This window comes from Arthrobacter sp. TB 26 (genome assembly GCF_000427315.1).
In the GTDB taxonomy this organism is placed as follows: domain Bacteria; phylum Actinomycetota; class Actinomycetes; order Actinomycetales; family Micrococcaceae; genus Arthrobacter.
In genome coordinates this window covers 1-18,265 of the sequence record NZ_AUPJ01000470.1, presented here as the reverse complement: position 1 = coordinate 18,265, position 18,265 = coordinate 1, and the positions used below count along the sequence as shown (strand labels likewise).

The following is an 18,265-nucleotide window of genomic DNA, read 5'->3' as shown; positions in this document are numbered from 1 at the left end:
CCGCCGCGAGCCATTTGACGGCTTCGCGGACCAGCTCGATGCGGGGCGGGTTGTCTGCCGCTTCGGCGAGGGCGTCCTCCACCGGGGGCACCATGATGGGGTCCAGCAGCACGTTCTGCGGAATTTCCAGCCACACGGGGCCCTGCGGCGAGGAGATCGCCTCGGTCCAGGCGTCCTGGATGGCGGAGGGGATGCCGGAGGCGTGCTGGATCAACCGCTGGCTCTTGGTGACGTTCGCGGCCGAGGCCTTCTGGTCATCGAGCTGGTGGAGCATTCCCTTGCGGCGCGCGCCGAGGCCCTCCAGCGGAATCTGGCTTGCGATGACCACCATGGGAACGCCGGTGGCATAGGCCTCCTGCAGCCCGGCCAGCGACGTCAGCGCGCCGGGACCAGTGGAGAGGAAGAGGACACCGACTTCGCCGGTGGCACGTGAGTAGCCGTCCGCGGCGAAGGCCGAGTTGTTCTCCACCCGGGAGGAGACGAAATGCAGGTTGCCGCGGCCCATCGCGTCGAACAAGCCCAGGGCATGCTGGCCCGGGATGCCGAAGACGGTTTTGGCGCCGAGCGCTTCGAGGGTCTCGACGACGAGGTCGCCGCCGTTGCGCACCCCGGTCACTGGGAGGCTCCGCTCTGGATGTGCTGGGCCGCCGGTGTGGCGAAGCCGGCCGGGCGGCGGGATTCCTGGCCGAGCGTCTGGGCGGCGTAGCCGTTGGCCGCCCCGAAGCGGTCGCCGTCCACGGCACGGTCCGCCATCAGGGTGACCAGTTCGTAGGCCACGTGGCTGGCGGCCACGCCGGTGATGTCCGCGTGGTCGTACGCGGGGGCGACCTCGACGACGTCGGCCCCGACCAGGTTCATGCCGCGGAAGCCACGGATGATTTCCAGCAGCTCGCGGCTGGTGATGCCGCCGGCTTCCGGGGTTCCGGTGCCGGGCGCGTGGGCGGGATCCAGCACGTCGATGTCCACGGAGATGTAGAGCGGACGGTTGCCGATCCGGTCGCGGACCTTGGCGACGGTTTCCAGGACGCCCTGGTAGTAGACGTCGGCAGAGGTGACGATGCCGAAGCCGAAGCGGTGGTCGTCGTCGAGGTCCTTCTTGCCGTAGAGCGGGCCGCGGGTGCCGATGTGGCTGATGGCCTCGGTGTCCAGGATGCCTTCCTCGACGGCGCGGCGGAACGGGGTACCGTGGGTGTACTCGGCGCCGAAGTAGGTGTCCCACGTGTCCAGGTGGGCGTCGAAGTGCAGCATGGCGACGGGCTGGCCGGCGCGTTCGGCGGCGGCGCGGAGCAGCGGCAGCGCGATGGTGTGGTCCCCGCCGAGGGTCAGCAGCTTGCTGCCGGAGGCGGTCAGGTCCAGGGCGTTCTGCTGGATGGTCTCGATCGCGTCGTTGATGTTGAAGGGGTTGACGGCCATGTCGCCGGCGTCGGCCACCTGGATGTTTTCGAAGGGGCTGACATCCCAGGCCGGGTTGTACGGGCGCAGCAGCCGGCTGGCCTCGCGGATGTGGTTGGACCCGAAGCGGGCACCGGGGCGGTAAGAGACGCCCGAATCGAAGGGCACGCCGACCACGGTGACGTCCGCCTTGGCGACCTGGTCCAGCCGCGGTGCTGACGGTCTTGCCCGCGATGTCGATGCTGGTGACGCGCTCGCCGGTCTGCAAGGTGAGCGCCTCGTGGTCCCACATCGAGGCGCTGCCCAGGGTGAGGTCGACGCCTGCGTCGGTGAGGGCTTTGCTTAGCGCGACGCGGTCGTAGGGGAGGTGTGCTTCCTCGGTGAGGACGGTGACGTTCCAGCCCTCGAGGCCCCGGGCGTGCATGGCGTCGGCGAAACGGTGGGCGGCAGGGCCGCCGCCCGCAACCACGACGCGGCGCGGTGCTGTGGCGCGCTCTGCGCCCTGGTTCTGGGGGCTTGAAGTCTGTCCGGTCACGGTGGGCCTTTCGCATGGGCCGCAGGCGGTGCGTTGCGGCCTTCTCAATCGAGGTGTCCACCCAGACTAGGTAAGCGCAGTTTCGCTTCAGTTTCCCTTATGTTTCGTGATCTTAACTTCTGCATCACGGATGCGTTTCCGGCTGCGTGAGGTCTCTTTTACCCGCCGGACACATTAACTGCACGCGGCTGTTACACCCCGGACCTAGCTTGGGTATGTGGCCGCACGAGCGGCTGAGCCCGGGAAAGATGTACCAGAGAGGGGCCGGAATGACTGCCGTACTTGAGAGCGCAGCACGGAGCTTTGTTGAACACCCCAGCTACGGGACCGGCTGGCACCGCGTGTGCGCCGTGGAAGACCTGGAGCCTGCATGGGGCGAGGCCGCGCTGATCGCCGGACGCCAGGTGGCGTTGTTCCGCACGGTGTCCGGTGAGGTTTTTGCCGTGGCCCAGGAGGATCCGGCGACCGGGGCGCACGTCATGGCCCGGGGCATCACGGGTTCCCGCGGGACGCGCCCAACGCTCGCCTCGCCGCTGCACAAGGAGGTCTATGACCTTGGAACAGGGGAGTGCCTTGGCACGCCGGGACTCCGGCTCCCGACCTTCGGTACCCGGATTGTGGGCGGGTACATTGAGGTCGAGCTTTAGGGGCTGAAGCCAGAGGTTGCAGCACCGGCGTTACAGCCCGAGCGCCTCGCGGACATCCGCCAGGACGCCGTCGAGCGCGGCGCGTGCCTCGTGCCGCGCCGCCGGCAGCTCGGCGGCCGATCCGACGTTGCGGATGACCTCCAGGTAGCACTTGAGTTTCGGCTCCGTACCGCTGGGGCGGATGATGATGCGGCTGAGATCCTTCGTCAGGTACAGCAGGCCGTCGGTGGGCGGCAGCTGGGCGCTGCCCTCGGCGAGGTCCGTGACGGTTTCGACGGCGGAGCCGCCAAAGGATTCCGGCGGGCTGACGCGCAGCCGGTTCATCATGGCGTCCAGCAGCCCCAGGTCCGCGACCCGGATGCTGAGCTGGTCGCTGGCGTGCAGCCCGTGGACCAGGTACAGCTCATCGAGCGTGTCGAAGATGGTTTTGCCCTCGGCCTTTGCTGCTGCCGCGAATTCCGCGATCAGCACCGCCGCGGAAATCCCGTCCTTGTCCCGGACCAGGGAGGGGGCGACACAGTACCCCAGGGCCTCTTCGTAGCCGTACAACAGCCCGGGAACGCGGGCGATCCACTTGAACCCGGTGAGGGTTTCCTCGTGGGCGTAGCCTGCCGCGGCAGCGATCCGCGCGAGCAGCCGCGAGGACACGATCGAATTCGCGAAGACCCCCGCTGTGGTTTCTCCGCTGCCGGCCGCCAGCCGCGCCACGATGTGCGCGCCGAGCAGGGCGCCGACCTCGTCGCCGCGCAGCATGCGCCACGAACCGGTGTCCGGATCCTTCGCGGCAACCGCGGCGCGGTCCGCGTCGGGGTCGTTGGCGATCACGATATCCGCGTCCACCCGGGCCGCGGTGTCGAGGGCCAGGTCCAGGGCGCCCGGCTCTTCGGGGTTGGGGAAGTTCACGGTGGGGAAGTCGGGGTCCGGTTCGGCCTGCTCGCTCACCAGGGTGACGTCGGCAAAGCCTGCCGCGTGCAGCACCGCCACGGCGGTTTCGCCGCCCACTCCGTGCAGGGGCGTCAGGACGATCTTGAGGTCGCGGGCCGGGAAATGCTCCGGGATGGCGAGGGCCGCCACGGCGGCCTCGTAGTCGGCGGCGATGGACGGATCCAGCACGGTCCAGCCCTCCGTGGCCAGGGCGACGCCGGACAGCTCACCGACGGTGTCGATTTTCGCCGCGATGAGGGCATCGTACGGCGCCACGATCTGCGCGCCGCGGCCGCTCTCCTCGACCGCGTGCCGGCCGAGGTAGACCTTGTAGCCGTTGTCCTGCGGCGGGTTGTGGCTGGCGGTGACCATCACGCCGCCGTCGCACTCCAGCGCCCGCACCGCATACGCGAGCAGCGGGGTGGGCAGGGCGGACGGCATCAGGAAGGTCTCGACACCGGCGGCGGTGAGGATGGCGGCGGTTTCTTCCGCGAAGATATCCGAGTTGTGCCTGGCGTCATAGCCGACGACGGCGCGCGGCCGGGTGCCGGGGGCGGCCTGGGCGACGGCGTCGGTGAGGAAAGCCGTGAATCCCGCGGCGGCGCGGCGCACCACCACCCGGTTCATCCGGTTCGGGCCGGGGCCGAGGGCCGCGCGCAGGCCCGCGGTGCCGAACTGCAGGGTGCCGCTGAAACTGTCGGCGAGCTCCTGGCGGGCCGAGGCGGCGCCGTCGTCAGCGAGCCGGACCAGTTCGGTCAGGGCGGCGGCGGTGGCGGGATCCGGGTCCTGGGCGGCCCAGGTCCGGGCGTCGCTCAGCAGGCGGGCGAGTTCGGCATCAAAAGACGTCATAAGAACCAAACTAGCGCCAATCGCCGCGGATGCCTGCCCGACAAGCGAGAGTGCGCCTGACAGATCGATCACAACCGTCTTGTTCTCCAGCCCTTGACAGCCATTTTTCCGGACACGTAGCGTCTGGAATATGAAGATGGGCCGTGGGGTGGAATGGGCTGTGCACAGCTGCGTCAACATGGCGTGGACACCGGCCGGCGAGGCGGTCAACAGTGCCCGGCTGGCGGAGTACTACAAGCTCCCGGGGGCCTACCTCAACAAGCAGCTTCAGGCGCTGGTCCGCGCCGGGATCCTCGGCTCCGTGTCCGGCCCGCGCGGCGGGTTCCACCTGGCGCGCCGGCCGGAACACGTGACCGTCCTGGATATTGTCCTGGCACTGGAAGGCCCCGAACCGGTGTTCCGCTGCGAGGGCATCCTGGGCAACGTTCCCGATGCCGACACGGAGCACAACTTCGTCCGGACCTGCCTGATCTCCCAGACCATGCGACAGGCCGAACTCGCCTGGCGGCAGGCGCTGGCCCGGCAGACCATCGCCGGGATCGCGGACTCGATGGAGCGGCGGTTCCCGCAGGACAGGGCGAAAGCGGTGCGCTACCTCGCCCCCGGGAGCTAGGCCGTTAGAGCTTGGCGATGATCCCGGCGAGCAGCTTGGAGATGCGCGGCCCCGCGGCCTGGCCGGCTCCGAGGACTTCCTCGTGGCTCAGCGGCACCGGGCTGATGCCGGCGGCGAGGTTGGTCACGAGCGAAATGCCGAAGACCTCCATGCCCGCGTGGCGGCCGGCGATGGCCTCGAGCGCGGTGGACATGCCCACCAGGGACGCGCCGATCCGTTTGGCGTACTGCACCTCCGCCGGGGTTTCGTAGTGCGGGCCGGTGAACTGGGCGTAGATGCCTTCGTCCAGTGTGGGGTCGACTTCGCGGGCCAGGCCGCGGATCCGTGAGGAGTACAGGTCGGTGAGGTCCACGAAAGTGGCGCCTTCGAGCGGTGAGGTGGCGGTGAGGTTGATGTGGTCGCTGATCAGCACGGGGGTGCCGGGCGTCCAGTCCTCGTTGAGGCCGCCGCACCCGTTGGTCAGGACGAGGGTCTTGCAGCCGGCCGCCGCGGCGGTGCGCACACCGTGGACGACGGCGCGGACGCCTTTGCCCTCGTAGTAGTGGGTGCGGGCGCCCAGGACCAGGGCGCGCTTGCCCTCCTTGGTCAGCACGGAGCGGATGGTGCCGACGTGTCCCACCACCGAGGGGGAGGAGAAACCGGGGACCTCGTCCGCGGAGAGGGTGGCGGTGGTTTCGCCGATCAGTTCGGCGGCGTCGCCCCAGCCCGAGCCGAGCACCAGGGCGACGTCGTGCGCGTCGATGCCTGTCTCTTCGGCGATGTAGTCGGCGGCGGCGCGGGCGGCGTCGAAGGGGTCCGTGTTCAGGAATTCTGTTGTACTCACCGGTACAAGTTATCGTGCCGGCGGCGTGCTGCCCAGCCCGTTCCCCAGCACCGGGCCGGCGCGGGTGCGGGCCCGGATTCTTGGTGGTGCCGGTCCGGATGGTGGACAATGGCTGATTGTGACTACGCATCCCGATTTCAGCTCACCCCGCATCGCAATTCTGGGCGGAGGGCCCGGCGGCTACGAAGCTGCCATGGTCGCCGCGTCGCTTGGCGCGAAGGTCACCATCATCGAACGGGCGGGGCTCGGCGGCTCCGCGGTGCTGACCGACGTCGTCCCGTCCAAGACCCTGATTGCGACGGCGGACCTGATGACCCGCGTCGGCGAGGCCGGCGAGCTGGGCGTGAAGTTCGACCTCGACGGCGGCGACTGCAACCCGACGATGCGCGCGGACCTCAAACACATCAACGACCGCCTGCTGCGCCTGGCCCGGCAGCAGTCCTCCGACATCCAGAAGGGCCTGGAGAACCAGGGCGTCCGGATCATGCTCGGCTCCGGCAGGATGCTGGACAGCCACACCATCGCGGTCCTCACCGCCGACGGCACGGAAATCATTGAGGCGGACGCGATCCTGCTGGCAGTCGGCGCCCACCCGCGCGAGCTGCCCACCGCCCGCCCGGACGGCGTCCGGATCCTGAACTGGGCGCAGATCTACAACATGGACGAACTCCCCGAGGACCTGATCGTGGTCGGCTCCGGCGTGACCGGCGCCGAGTTCGCCTCCGCCTACAACGGCCTCGGGTCCAGGGTCACCCTGATTTCCAGCCGCGACCGGGTGCTGCCCGGCTCGGACACCGACGCTGCCGAGGTCCTGGAGGGCGTCTTCGAACGCCGCGGCGTGAAGGTGCTCTCCCGCGCCCGCGCCGAGACCGTCGAGCGCACCGAGGACGGCGTCATTGTCACCCTCGGCGACGGGTCCAAGGTCACCGGCAGCCACTGCCTGGTCGCCGTCGGCTCCATCCCGAACACCGCCGGAATCGGCCTCGAGGAGGCCGGTGTGGCGCTCACCGAGAGCGGGCACATCAAGGTCGACGGCGTCTCCCGCACCACCGCGCCGAACATCTACGCCGCCGGCGACTGCACCGGCGTGCTGGCGCTCGCCTCCGTGGCCGCGATGCAGGGCCGGATCGCGATCGCCCACTTCCTGGGCGACAGTGTGACGCCGCTCAAGCTGCACCAGGTCGCGTCCAACATCTTCACCTCGCCCGAGATCGCGAACGTGGGCGTCTCCGAGGCCGAGATCGAATCCGGCAAGTACCAGGCCGATATCGTAAAGCTCTCGCTGCGCAGCAACGCCCGCGCCAAGATGCGCAACCACCGCGACGGCTTCATCAAGATCTTCGCCCGCAAGGGCTCCGGCACCGTGATCGGCGGGGTCGTGGTGGGTCCGAACGCCTCCGAGCTGATTTTCGCGATCTCCCTCGCGGTCACCCAGAAACTGCACGTCGACGACGTCGCCAGCACCTTCACGGTGTACCCGTCGCTGAGCGGCTCGATCTCCGAAGCGGCCCGGCGCCTGCACGTCCACATGTAACAAACACCGGAGGCCGTAGCCATGCAGAGTCCTCGCACCCTGGTTGAGTCCGTGGAACACCATCCCGTGCTGCCCTCCGGCCCGGAGGAACGCTTTGCCGGCTTCGGCGTGATGGGGGTTCCCTTCAGCTCCGGCCACATCCTGGCCCTGCGGCGTTTTGCTGCCTCCTCCGTCGGCCCGGGCTACACCTCGGTCTGGATCCGCGATCCTGCCGGCGTCTGGACGATGCACAGCACCACGGACCCCGGGTCCTCCTGTCCCCGCTACTTCGGCAGCGCCCTTGGATCGGCGTCGACGGGCGGGATCTCCCTCCGGTGGCGCGACGGGTATTCCTTCAGCGTGGAGGTCGGTGACGGGGTGGACCTGAGCTGGGACATAACGCTGGCCGCAACGCCGATCACCCGGCTCATGTCGGCGGTGGCCGGGTCGGTCCCCGAGCAGCTGTGGCGGAACCGGACGTTCCTGCGCGCCATGGGGGCTGTCGCCGGCCCGGTGCTGGGGGCAGGGCACATCGGGCTGACGGGCAGGGTGCCCAACGGCCAGACCTTTGGTGCGCGCCCGCGGCAGATGTGGTTTGTCCGGGAGAGCAATGCGCACTTGCAGGGGCACAACCTGGGGCAGGTTTCGGCACTGCCCGTCCAGGACCGGCTCGGGGACTTCTGGATCCCGCAGCGCGGCATCTTCATGATGGGCTCCTCAGTGTTCGAGCCCTTCGACCCAGCCGCGCACCTCGCCGCGGAGCACTGAACCGCGTCAGGTCAGGACGGGGAGGACNCCCGCCGGCAGCGGCCGCCGGGTCCTCCTGTCTTCCAGCTGGAACGGGTCGGCCTTAGAACGGGTACGGGGCGATGTCCGGCCGGACGGTGAGCCACTGGATTTCCGTGAAGGATTCCATGTTGGCGTGGTGTCCGCCGATCCGGGAACCGTTGCCCGAGCTCTTCATCCCGCCGAACGGTGAGTTCGCCTCGTCGGACACGGTCTGTTCGTTGATGTGGACCTTGCCGGAGTCCAGCTGGTCGGCGATGGTCATCGCCATGCCGACGTCGCCCAGGATGCCGATGGAGAGGCCGTACTCGTTGCCGTTGGCCAGTGCCACGGCTTCCTCCACGGTGGAGAACTTCATGACCGGCGCCACGGGGCCGAAGATCTCGTCTTTCCACGCCGGGCTGGCCACGTCCAGGTCGGCGAGGACGGTGGGCTGGTAGAACCTGCCGTCGTGTGTGCCGCCGGCGGCCAGCCGTGCCCCGCCCTGCACCGCATCCTGGACGATCGAATCGACCCGGTGCAACTGCTTCTCGTCGATGATGGGGCCCAAGGCCACGGTCCCGCTCTTCGGATCGCCGACCGGAAGATGCGCGGCCTTCTCCGCGAGGGCGCTGACATAGTCGTCGTAGATGTCCTCGTGGACGATGTGGCGCCCGGCGGCCATGCAGATCTGGCCCTGGTGCATAAAGGACCCGAAGGCCGCCGCGGAGGCGGCCTTGGGCAGGTCCGCGCCCGGCAGCACGATGAGCGCGTTGTTCCCGCCGAGTTCCAGGTGAGCGCGCTTGAGCAGCCGCCCGGCCGTCTCGCCGATCTTCCGGCCGGCCGNCCGCCGTCGAGCCGGTGAAGGCGATGACCCTGACCTCGGGTGCCTCGACGACGGCGGCGCCGATGTCGGCCCCGCCCGGCAGCAGTGACAGGAGTCCGGGCGGGAGTCCGGCTTCCTCGAAGATCCGCACCAGCGTGACCCCGCCGCAGACCGCGGTCCGCGGATCCGGCTTGAGCAGCACGGCGTTGCCCAGCGCCAGCGCGGGGGCGACGGCCCGGATTGAGAGGATCAGCGGGAAGTTGAACGGCGCAATCACGGACACGACGCCGACGGGCCGCCGGCGGGCGAAGGACCAGCGGTTCTCGTTCGAGGTCAGCACGTCCCCTGCGGGGAGGGAGGGCAGCGCCGACGCGTCGTAGCATTCGTTGGCGGCGATGTGCGTTTCCAGTCCCGCCTTGGGCGGAATGCCGCCGGACTCGCGCACGATCCAGTCCTGGATCTCGGCGGCGTGCTCCTCCCAGAGCAGCCCGGCGCGGCGCAGTACGGCGGCGCGGTCCTCGGGGTTCACTTTCGCCCAGTCCTTCTGGGCGGCTGCCGCCGTCGTGGCGGCTTCACGGACGTCGTCCACGGACGCCAGCCCATAGCTGCCCAGCGTTTCGCCGGTGGCGGGCTCGACGGCGTCGGCTGTCCCGCCGCCGCCCGGGCGCCAGCCGTTGACATAGATCTTGCCCTCCCAGAGGGAGGCATCGAGCAGGGACATGTCCTGTCCTTTCGTGGGGGATACATACCGCACCGGCCGGCCGAGTGTGATCCGGACCGGGGCCTTTGTACATCACATGCCGCCGGGCCGCGGCCGTCAAGGGCGCGGTGCGCTTTCGAGACGGCGGGGGCGTTCGGCCCTATCTGTTGCCAGCGCCGCGAGGACACAGTGGAACATGGCCAAGATCTATCTCCCATACGGGAGCGTTGAAGGACAGACAGCCCAGATTGCGGAATACATCGCCGAGCTGATCCGGGCCCACGGGCACCAGGCAGAGGCAGCGGACCTCAAACGCTCCGGGGACACCTTTCCGGGCGGCTACGACGGCGTCATCGTTGCAGCCTCGGTGCATATGGGCAAGCATGAGAAGTTTGTGGCCGACTTCGTCCGGAAAAACCGCGGTGAGCTGGAGCGTCTCCCGTCCGCCCTGATTTCGGTCAGCCTGGCCGCCCACGGCGACGAGCAGAGCGCAGAGGGTTACGTTGAGAAGTTCGAGGAGGAAACCGGCTGGCATCCTGCCCATGTCGGAATGTTCGCCGGCGCCCTGCTCTACACCCACTACAACTTCATCACACGCCAGCTGATGAAGAAGATCACTAAGGACAAGGGGTCCCCGGACCTGGATACGGGCCGCGACTACGTCTATACCGAGTGGGACGGCGTGCGGCGGTTCACCGAAGACTTCCTGGCGGGATTTACTGCCCCGCCGCGTCAGGCGCAGGCTTAGGGCTCAGGAGCGGGCGTAGGGCGGAACCGTGTCCCAGGCGTTGTAGGGCTTGAACCAGTATTCGAAGCCCAGCCTGTCGGCGTCGTCCTCAAGGACGTCAAGGCTGTCCGAGAACAGCGCTTCACTGTCCGCGTCCTCCAGCAGGACTTCTTCAACCTGTGCCCGCCAGTCCTCCGGGAGGTCGAGTTCGTAGATGTCCTCGGTGATTTCCGCCTGGTCGAGCAGGCAGCGCACGGCGAGTTCGGCGGCGAGGCATCCGGGGGCGGTCCAGCCGCGGACCAGGGACGCCGTGACGTCGGCGGCGACGACGATGAACTTCTGGGTGAATTTCGAGTCGAAATTGGACGCGAACTGGGGCGGCAGCGAGGACAGCACCGAGGTCCCGGCGATGTCGGACGGGGTGACGGTCTCCAGTTTGCTCAGGGTGCCCAGATCGCGGAAGAGCTGGTCAATGAGGATACTCGACGAGTTCCACAGCAGGCCGGCCAGCAGGCGGGTCTGCGTCACGGCTTGCTGGCGGTCCTCCGGGGAGACTGCGGCCATTTCGGCCAGATCCTCCGGATCGAACTGGAGCCGCTGTTCCGGGGTCATGCCGTCCGGGTGGGGGTCGAGGCCCAGCAGCTCGAGGCTCAGCCCCGTCAGCTTGTCGGCGTCGGCCAGGAGTTCTTCGGTGATGTCGTCGTCGTCGGCGCTCATGGCACCGATGCTACCCGCCATCCGTTCCGTGCCCGATTCGCGTTACGCGGAGGTGCCGGGCCGGAACAGGCCGCAGTGTCACCGGGGCGGCAGTTCCCCTTCGAAGGATGCCGCCCAGTCCACCGCCGGGTTGGGTCCGGGGACCGCCACCCGGACTGTCAGTTGGCCGGCGGGAATGATGGCGCTGACTTTGATCCTTTTGGTCTGGCCCGGTTGCAGGATCCCCAACGATGCAGGCGTATCGGTCGCGGCGGCCGGAACGGTCTCGGCAAGCAGGCCGCGTTCGCCGTAGCGGACGATCGGGTTACCCATTCCGGTGGCATCGAAGGCCGCCGGGCTGCCGTTCTTCACCGTGATCTCGAAGACCGCAGCCACGCGTACCGTGCTGCCGGGTGCCGCGGTCCCGGTCGGAGTTGGCATCGCGGTCGAGGGCAACGGCCCTTCAACGTTTTTGTATCCCAGCGGGCTAACGGAAACTTCAATCCCGCTCCGGTAGACGAGCGCGCCGTTCCAGCCGCCGAACTTCATTCCCGGGACGCAGCGGGCAATGCCATGGAGGCGGCCCTCGTCGAAAGACCGGATACGTTCAAACGAATCGCCATGATCGGCGCTGGCGGTCCACGGCGTTTCGTCGCCCAGTACATTGAGGCCCGCGGCCAGTTCCTTCTGGTCGCCCGTTTCCAGGATGAGTTCCCCGTCCGCTGCGGCGCCGAACAGGGCCGCGCCCGCCAGGCAATCTGCCTGCAACTCGGAGGCCTTCTCGGTCAGCGAGTCGCCGAGCCGGGCCTGGATGGCATGCCCCCACTCGTGCGCGATCACCAGATAGGGCCAGGTGTCACCGTTGGCGTAGCCCTTCTCCATGAGGCCCTTGTCCCACGCGACGAAGTCTGCCGGTCGACAGTAGAAGGCATTGTCGGCCGAAAGCGGGGTTTGCCCGCACAGCGGGACACTCGCGGAGTTTCCGTCGTACAGCCCGAGGACTTTGGGCGGACTGTAGGCGCCCGGGAAATAGTCGGCCCAATGGCGCGTCCAGAACCCATTGGTGATGATCTCCGCGGTCTGGAGTTCATCCAGCAGAAGCGCCGGGTTGGGAGTCGGCGTTGGGGGTGTCGTTGGCGTCGGCGTCGGGCTGGGTGTCGGCGTCGTAACGACGGGCGAGGGAACCGCTGCCGTGGAAGGCGGGTTATCGACCGAAGCCGACGGCGTCTGCGCGCTGGCCGTGCCGGTGAGCGTCCCGAACAAGCCTGGCTGGAATATCCAGACGCCCACGGCCGCAACAACCACCATGGTCAATACCGCAACGCTGACGGCTAAGAGTCGATGGCTCCAGCTACTCTGTGGGTTCGCCATGTGCGAAGACTAACGGCCGGGTCCCGACCAGAACAGACCTTGCGCCTATCCGCTAGGCAGCCGCAGCCCGTTGGTTACCGGCGGTGGTGCTTCCGTGCGCCATCCGGGCGGAGACGAGAAAGGCGATTCCGGCGATCAAGGGGACCACGCTTGCCGCGGTGAGCGATGCGATCGGGCCCGACCTGCTGATAAGCGTGATCAGGAGCGGCAGCACGCCCAGGGCCACGAGCAGCCAGCCGGCCAATGCGGTCCGCTTCAGGCCCAGCACGGCGGCCGGGAACGACAGGGCGACGACGCTGACGGCGATCACGGGTCCGTTGTCGCTGATGAAGCTGCGCAGGGCTGCGGGGTCGAAGGCGAGCCACACGCACGCCGCGATAAAGGCGGAAGTGAGGGCGAGCAGCAGGGGAGCAGTCACAGCCGGCCAGAACCAGGCCGCCACCGCAAGAATCAGCATCGGCAGCACCCAGGCGAGGGTCATCAGCAGCCCGGCACTTCCACCCGGATCCTGCAGCGCATAGCCTCCGACGAAAATTCCGCCGAGAACAGTGAACACCGCCATGATGGCCGCCCCGGTCCGTTTCAGCGCCGCGGCCCGGCGCTGCGGATCCTTCTCCCGCGCGAAGACAACGCCCAGCACGACGGCGATCACAACGACCGCGGCGAGCGCCAGAATGATGGGGACGTTCATGGGGTGCCTCCTGCGGGTGAACGGGTCCTGGGTTCAGTACACGCTGGTCGAGGGGACTGGCCAAGGGGAGAAAGGCCCGCTTCGCTGGTGGATGGGGGTGCTGATTGCCCACATGGGCGGGCTGCCCAATATTGCTCAAACGCAAGACACCCATGCATCCGCCGCCCGGCCGTCGGGCCTCTGCGGACCTCTGAGTGCCTCGAGCGGCCCCGGCCAACGAGCCGCGGCGTACCTACCATGACTGGGGTACGCACTGGGGCCTCGGCGCCGCTGCCTGGGGCCTTTGCGGCTTCACTAGGCCCACACTGCAGCTTCCGTCCCCTAGTTGCTTGCGCTGATGCGGAGGAGGGGTACGCTTTGCACACGCGTTGCACTTGACCTCGACACGGAAAGGGATCCCAGCCATGACAGATCAGATTCGCAAGCACCAAATGCACAATGACCCAGAGGTTAAAGGGGTCTGGAGCGGATTCGGCAGCGACCTGCACCCGTTGTGCGGCCAACGCGAGCAGATCATGGTCACCAGCGTTACTGAGGCGGTGGACTGCCTGAAGTGCGTTCACTTTATGGAGCGGCCGTCTACCTGAGTCAGGATTTCGTTGGACATAGGGTGCCAACACGGGTGTTGCAGCCAGGACGGCCTGCGGAGTCATGCCCTCCAGGCCGGGCGTTCGGTGAGGACCACCATGCTCAACTGTCTGGCGGCCAGCATGGAAACCCGCGAGCGCGTCATCACCGTTGAGGAGATCTTCGAGCTGCAGTTTCCGCTACGGGACGTCGTGGGGGCTGCAGTGCCGGCAGCCGAACGTTGAGGGCGAAGGTGAAAGCCATGCGCCGGCTGGTCAGGGAGGCTCTCGCATGCGCCCCGACCGGCTGGTCGTGGGCGAGGTCCAGGAGGCCGAGAGCCTGAAAATGCTCCTTTCCCTGAATTCCGGGCTCCCGGACAGCGTTCATGCACGGTCCATGACCGCGCTTTGGACCGCGAATACAAGGCGAGATTCCTAAGCAGATCTCACTGCACCCAACGCCTGTCCGATCCTGCCTGCCGCTGGCGGCCCCAACGGGAAGATTTCAGGCATCACCTAAACGGAGTCAGCAAGTCCCTGCCGTCGGTCTCCGTTTGTGTGCAAGGCTGCAACATCCGCTCTCGACCGCAGATACGCCAAGACGTGCGGCACTCCTTCTACCAGATATTTGAAGCCCGCTTCCAGCCGCTCGGGCTTGTGATCAAACAGTCCGAGGGCAAGGTTGCATGCTCCGCAGACTAGCCCGCGTATGCAGCTGCCGCATGTTTCGTATTTGTCGGGGCAACAGTTGTGATCGTGATCCACGCTCAGCGAATTCCGACCGAAGTCCGGGGGCTGCTTACATATCCAACAGACGCCGCCTTGGAAGGATAGGAGGGCATCGTACGTCTCCCGAGTAATCCCAAACTTCCTCGCACGGGAGGCATCATTAGCGCACCGTAGGCAGCGGGATGACAGCCCGTCGCCCGAACTGCCCTTTCCGAAGTTGTCTTCGGGCAGCCATTGTAGACACGCCGTGCATCGCTTGTTGCCATCGTCGTCCCTCTGCAAAGACGCGTGCTTGTAGCGGGGGACAATCACTTGCATAGCGCCCGTGTCCTTGTACTGGGCAGTGTGGGCTTTGCACAACGGAATGGGATCATGCTGGTGCATGTCCTTCCGTCCGCATTCGGTGCCGTCAGGGCCGGGGCCCACGCACCTTGTGCCGTTGGGCGCCTTCCGCTTGATGGGGGTCAGGTCCCCGCGGTAGTACTGGTTATAGTGGGTGCCGCAGAACCGCGAACCCTTTGTTACCGCCTTACGTCCGCAGCCGTAGTCGAGGGCGGCGCAATCGTTCCATTCGTCCCCTTTCGGTGGAAACTGCCACATCGCCCCGTCTCGTTCAAGCTGCGTTGCATGCCCTTTGCAGAGTGGCCCTGGGGGAAGATTGACCTGAGTCACTAATCGGTCGCAGGGTTCCCCGTTGCGCCCCGGCCCCGAGCAGGTCAGTCCATGGCCCACGCCCCAGGATTGAAGAGCTCTGAACTCTTCACCTCGGTTCATTTGGAGGGCGTGCGAAACGCAGTACTTGCCGCCCTTGCTCCGAGTGCGACGCTCGCACCCATAATCGGGGAGGGCGCTGCACAGGTTCCAACCTTCGGCATCCTTTTTCATCTCCATGCCGGAACCTTAACCGACACAACCGACAAAATAGGCCAAGCGCCGCATATAGAGCACTGGCCCCGAGGGCCGATACATAAGTAGCAGAATAGGTATGCATTGTCGGCCTGCCCCATATGCATCATGCGCAACGAGCCAACAGCTAGAGAGTAGACGTCTGCCGTAGCTATTGGCAATCAACGTGCAGAGGTATTTCCTGCCACAAACTGTTGTGGCCAAGGGCATATGCGGCGTGGTGTTCTTTGTCCGTGGGACTCCGCCGTATACCTCTTCGCAGAGTAGGCGGATCAGCATCTTGAACCGTGTCGTCCGCTCGACCAGAGTGCCGATTTCCTTGCCACCGGTGGGAAGCAGATCGACGGGCGCCGATAGACGTAATCTATGTGGCCGGAGGTGGCAGCGGCCTTCTCCGGCCTGACGCCACGTATTGCGAATATAATCCGGTCGGGCGTTTTTGATTTACAGTGCAGTCATGAGGATTACCAGAACCGTCCAGTGGACTCTGCTCGCCGACCGTACAAAAGCGCTGCAGGCCTTGTCGCCAGCTGTCGAAAAGGCCAAGTTCACGCTGCAGTCCTCAAACCCAGATAAGGTGATCATCGATGTTCCGCGGGCGATCCTGCGGGACCGGTGGGCAGCCGAGATCACTGGGACGATTTCTGCTGACGGCGACACGACACGCATCGACTGGCGGGTCGAGGCAATGGGGGACAGGCATTACGAGCACCTGGCCAAAATTTCCAAGGGACTCCCTGCCGGCCTGCACTATGACCACGGCATCAAAGACCTCATGCTGCAGACTCCGGGCTTTATCTTTGCCGCCGTTGAAATCGGCCATTTGCCGAACCTCATTGAGCACGGGGAAACAGTGCTTGCCATGGGCGTCGGGAAAATCGCGGACAAAAAAGCACTTGCCGCGGTCACTAACCGCCGGGTGATGTTTTTGGAAATGGGAGTGGCCACCTACCGGGATTCCCTGACGACGTTCGATTTGGAAGTTATCCAGGCGGTGGACCTCGCCAAGTCCACTTCCGGGGAGTCGCTGACAATCACGTACAACGGGATGACCTCCGTTATGACAAGGATTGCGCATGGCAGCGGGGACGCCCTGGCACTGGCCATCCGCACAGCGAAGGCTGCTTCAGCACCAGCGCCGGTGCTGCCGGCGGCAGCACCGCCCCAGCAGGATCTGATCGGCCAGCTGGAGCGCCTCGCGGCCCTTCGTACTCAGGGAATCCTTACCGAGGAGGAATTCCAGACGCAGAAGATCGGCCTCCTCGCGTAAGACTCAGGCGTGCCGCCAGGCACTCCCAAGCTTTGGCCGGTCATCGCGCTCAATAGTTGGGCTCCCCGGTAAGTAGGCAATTTTGGGGCGTGAACCGCAGCGAGGACCGGGCTGGAAAGTGCCTCGCACTAGGGGCTTACGGATTGGTGCTGTTAATGGTGCAGTTCATATATGTCACCAGGAGCCCGACGTGTTTGGGGTCAATCCTCAACACCAGTGTCCGAAGAAGTGCAGCGGAGATTCAGCCACTCACTCGCTACATGATGGTCTTCACGCCGGCCATGGTGATCCTGACCCTTCTGCCGATAGATACCGAACCGTGGGTGTGGATCAAAGTGGCCATCCTCGCTACTGGAACCATCATTCTGACCGTATGGGCCACTCGGTTTTCGTTGTGGCAACGGGACGAATACTGGAGGGAACGCGGCAAGGACCCCCAGCATCCCGAACGCCTGCCGAACCATCCCGCTGACTGATCCAAGCAGTGCGAGTCATTTTCCTGCGCTGTGGCTCAGCTATGTCCGGGCTGCCCGTGGTGTAAGCAGCCCTGCACTCTAGCGTCGGACGTCAAAACCTATACGTGGATTGCACTGGTGGAGCATGACCGCTTCGAAGTATTGGTCGATATTCCCAACGATGGTGTGTGGACGATCAGGACGACGACGTTCGTTGAGTCGATCAGGGACTAGGGCCCTACCGGGCGACCGGCTCAAGGTGAGACACTGGCTCCATAACACACCGTTGAGTCGGAGGGGGCAGTGGCTTCATCGAGAAAGACCCATTCAGGAGGCTCCGGGATGGGCGGCGTCGTGATCGTAATCGTCCTGCTGGTGGTCGCTTTTTGGCAGTACATCCTGGCCGCGCTCGTCCTTGCGGCGGTTATCATCCTGATCAGGCGTGCCGTGGTCGCCGAGAGGAAGAGGGCGCTGCTGGAGCCGAAGCCGGCGCCAAAGCCCGTCGAGGTACGGCCAACGCCGCAGGCGAAGCCCCGGGCCCCCGACACGCCAGAGATCTGGCGGAAGTGGGACGGGACCCGCAAGTGGGTCGTATCCCAAGACAAGGCCGCATGGGACCGCGATTTCAGGGAAGCCGTGGAGTGGGCGGAGCTGCAGGCGCAGGCCACGTCGGAGGACGTCTTCGCCCGGTTGAGGACCCGGTTGGGAAACCTCGGCTAGAGCGGGCCTGCCCCTCCGGGCCGGGGGTCCACAAGGCAGTTGCGCGGCCGCGCCGGAGCCCGGCGGGGAAAGGTATTCCGCCCCAGGGCCCAGAACCATGGACGGTCGCGACCGTGTCCGGCGCACCGAGTGTGGGACCCGGGGTGACCTGTTCACAAGGAACCAGATGCAGGCCCGCATGGAAGGCCGGTTCGGTCTTGAGCAGGTCAGCCCTCGATCCCCGGTCCAGGGACCTTTTGCGTCTGCCGGGGCAGTTTCTGATCAGCAATTCCGCAGGATCGGCCCACCTGCCCGCTGAGACCCGCATCTGTCGAGTAACGTGACGCCCGGCTGGCTGTTTGGGGTGGCCTCCAGATCAACGCACGTCCCTTATCCCGAAAGGCCTTTCATGTCAGGAATCTTCTCCTTTTTCGCTGCCCTGGGCACCACCACCAAAGCTGTCGCGGTAGCTTCAGTCGTCGCAGTTGCCGGCGGCGGGGCCGCGATGGCCGCCTCTGCCGAAACCACAGAGCCAGTCTCCGTGGTGTCCGAGGTCCCGGCCGAGACC

17 protein-coding genes and 4 pseudogenes are annotated in these 18,265 nt (G+C 66.4%); 10 read left to right on the top strand and 11 right to left on the bottom strand.

The features are described from left to right. The 3 genes and pseudogenes from K789_RS0118105 to K789_RS26270 form a co-directional block, all read right to left on the bottom strand. Positions 1–616: thiamine pyrophosphate-binding protein (locus K789_RS0118105; protein ID WP_024365501.1), on the bottom strand; the 616-nt coding region annotated here is incomplete at its 3' end. Then, positions 613–1,605 (bottom strand): annotated as a pseudogene (gene speB / locus K789_RS0118100) (agmatinase); the annotation flags it as partial. The pseudogene speB and the gene K789_RS0118105, both read right to left, overlap by 4 nt. Further along, positions 1,595–1,927: pseudogene (locus K789_RS26270) on the bottom strand (FAD-dependent oxidoreductase); the annotation flags it as partial. The pseudogenes speB and K789_RS26270, both read right to left, overlap by 11 nt. A gap of 269 nt (positions 1,928–2,196) precedes the next feature. Here K789_RS26270 and nirD point away from each other — a divergent pair. Then, positions 2,197–2,574: a nitrite reductase small subunit NirD gene (gene nirD, locus K789_RS0118095; protein ID WP_024368000.1), complete on the top strand. Its 378-nt coding sequence runs from the start codon at positions 2,197–2,199 to the stop codon at positions 2,572–2,574. A gap of 30 nt (positions 2,575–2,604) precedes the next feature. Here the strand turns inward: nirD and K789_RS0118090 are convergent, their stop codons facing one another. Then, complete coding sequence (locus K789_RS0118090; RefSeq protein ID WP_024367999.1) at positions 2,605–4,347, bottom strand: phospho-sugar mutase; 1,743 nt, start codon at positions 4,345–4,347, stop codon at positions 2,605–2,607. Between the two features lie 130 nt (positions 4,348–4,477). Between K789_RS0118090 and K789_RS0118085 the strand changes: the two genes are divergently transcribed. Beyond that, the gene (locus K789_RS0118085; RefSeq protein WP_024367998.1) at positions 4,478–4,960 is read left to right on the top strand and encodes an RrF2 family transcriptional regulator; all 483 of its coding nucleotides are present in this window, start codon (positions 4,478–4,480) and stop codon (positions 4,958–4,960) included. 4 nt (positions 4,961–4,964) lie between these two features. Here K789_RS0118085 and K789_RS0118080 read toward each other — a convergent pair whose 3' ends face one another. After that, positions 4,965–5,783 (bottom strand): purine-nucleoside phosphorylase, encoded by an 819-nt coding sequence (locus tag K789_RS0118080; RefSeq protein ID WP_024367997.1) that lies wholly within the window; start codon positions 5,781–5,783, stop codon positions 4,965–4,967. Positions 5,784–5,901: 118 nt separating this feature from the next. Between K789_RS0118080 and K789_RS0118075 the strand changes: the two genes are divergently transcribed. After that, on the top strand, positions 5,902–7,317 hold the full coding sequence (locus K789_RS0118075) for an NAD(P)H-quinone dehydrogenase (protein ID WP_024367996.1): 1,416 nt from the start codon (positions 5,902–5,904) through the stop codon (positions 7,315–7,317). 21 nt (positions 7,318–7,338) lie between these two features. Further along, complete coding sequence (locus K789_RS0118070) at positions 7,339–8,064, top strand: hypothetical protein (protein ID WP_024367995.1); 726 nt, start codon at positions 7,339–7,341, stop codon at positions 8,062–8,064. Between the two features lie 82 nt (positions 8,065–8,146). Here the strand turns inward: K789_RS0118070 and K789_RS26585 are convergent, their stop codons facing one another. Both K789_RS26585 and K789_RS26580 read right to left on the bottom strand, forming a co-directional pair. Next, the gene (locus K789_RS26585) at positions 8,147–8,854 is read right to left on the bottom strand and encodes an aldehyde dehydrogenase family protein (RefSeq protein WP_306376591.1); all 708 of its coding nucleotides are present in this window, start codon (positions 8,852–8,854) and stop codon (positions 8,147–8,149) included. Positions 8,855–8,972: 118 nt separating this feature from the next. Continuing rightward, a pseudogene (locus K789_RS26580) lies at positions 8,973–9,608 on the bottom strand (aldehyde dehydrogenase family protein); the annotation flags it as partial. Positions 9,609–9,783: 175 nt separating this feature from the next. On the opposite strand from K789_RS26580, the gene K789_RS0118060 reads away from it, so the two are divergent. After that, the gene (locus K789_RS0118060; protein WP_024367994.1) at positions 9,784–10,335 is read left to right on the top strand and encodes a flavodoxin domain-containing protein; all 552 of its coding nucleotides are present in this window, start codon (positions 9,784–9,786) and stop codon (positions 10,333–10,335) included. Between the two features lie 3 nt (positions 10,336–10,338). Here K789_RS0118060 and K789_RS0118055 read toward each other — a convergent pair whose 3' ends face one another. The 3 genes from K789_RS0118055 to K789_RS0118045 form a co-directional block, all read right to left on the bottom strand. Further along, positions 10,339–11,031, bottom strand: a complete 693-nt coding sequence (locus K789_RS0118055) for a hypothetical protein (protein WP_029705245.1) — start codon at positions 11,029–11,031, stop codon at positions 10,339–10,341. A 78-nt stretch (positions 11,032–11,109) separates the two neighbouring features. Next, positions 11,110–12,381, bottom strand: a complete 1,272-nt coding sequence (locus K789_RS24160; protein ID WP_084507681.1) for a neutral zinc metallopeptidase — start codon at positions 12,379–12,381, stop codon at positions 11,110–11,112. Between the two features lie 52 nt (positions 12,382–12,433). Beyond that, positions 12,434–13,072: a hypothetical protein gene (locus K789_RS0118045; protein ID WP_024367991.1), complete on the bottom strand. Its 639-nt coding sequence runs from the start codon at positions 13,070–13,072 to the stop codon at positions 12,434–12,436. A gap of 404 nt (positions 13,073–13,476) precedes the next feature. Between K789_RS0118045 and K789_RS0118035 the strand changes: the two genes are divergently transcribed. After that, the gene (locus tag K789_RS0118035; protein WP_024367989.1) at positions 13,477–13,659 is read left to right on the top strand and encodes a hypothetical protein; all 183 of its coding nucleotides are present in this window, start codon (positions 13,477–13,479) and stop codon (positions 13,657–13,659) included. Positions 13,660–13,713: 54 nt separating this feature from the next. Further along, positions 13,714–14,035 (top strand): annotated as a pseudogene (locus K789_RS24740) (ATPase, T2SS/T4P/T4SS family); the annotation flags it as partial. Positions 14,036–14,154: 119 nt separating this feature from the next. Here K789_RS24740 and K789_RS26820 read toward each other — a convergent pair. Then, positions 14,155–14,685, bottom strand: a complete 531-nt coding sequence (locus K789_RS26820; RefSeq protein ID WP_084507685.1) for an endonuclease VII domain-containing protein — start codon at positions 14,683–14,685, stop codon at positions 14,155–14,157. 1,045 nt (positions 14,686–15,730) lie between these two features. On the opposite strand from K789_RS26820, the gene K789_RS25215 reads away from it, so the two are divergent. The 3 genes from K789_RS25215 (at position 15,731) to K789_RS0118000 (ending at position 17,718) form a co-directional block, all read left to right on the top strand. Further along, positions 15,731–16,543, top strand: coding sequence for a PH domain-containing protein (locus K789_RS25215; protein ID WP_035740214.1), 813 nt, complete (start codon positions 15,731–15,733; stop codon positions 16,541–16,543). 260 nt (positions 16,544–16,803) lie between these two features. Next, positions 16,804–17,019 carry a hypothetical protein gene (locus K789_RS24155; RefSeq protein WP_128081669.1) on the top strand — a complete coding sequence of 72 codons (216 nt, stop codon included), beginning with the start codon at positions 16,804–16,806 and terminating at the stop codon, positions 17,017–17,019. A 282-nt stretch (positions 17,020–17,301) separates the two neighbouring features. Beyond that, the gene (locus K789_RS0118000; RefSeq protein WP_128081668.1) at positions 17,302–17,718 is read left to right on the top strand and encodes a hypothetical protein; all 417 of its coding nucleotides are present in this window, start codon (positions 17,302–17,304) and stop codon (positions 17,716–17,718) included. Positions 17,719–18,265 lie beyond the last annotated feature (547 nt).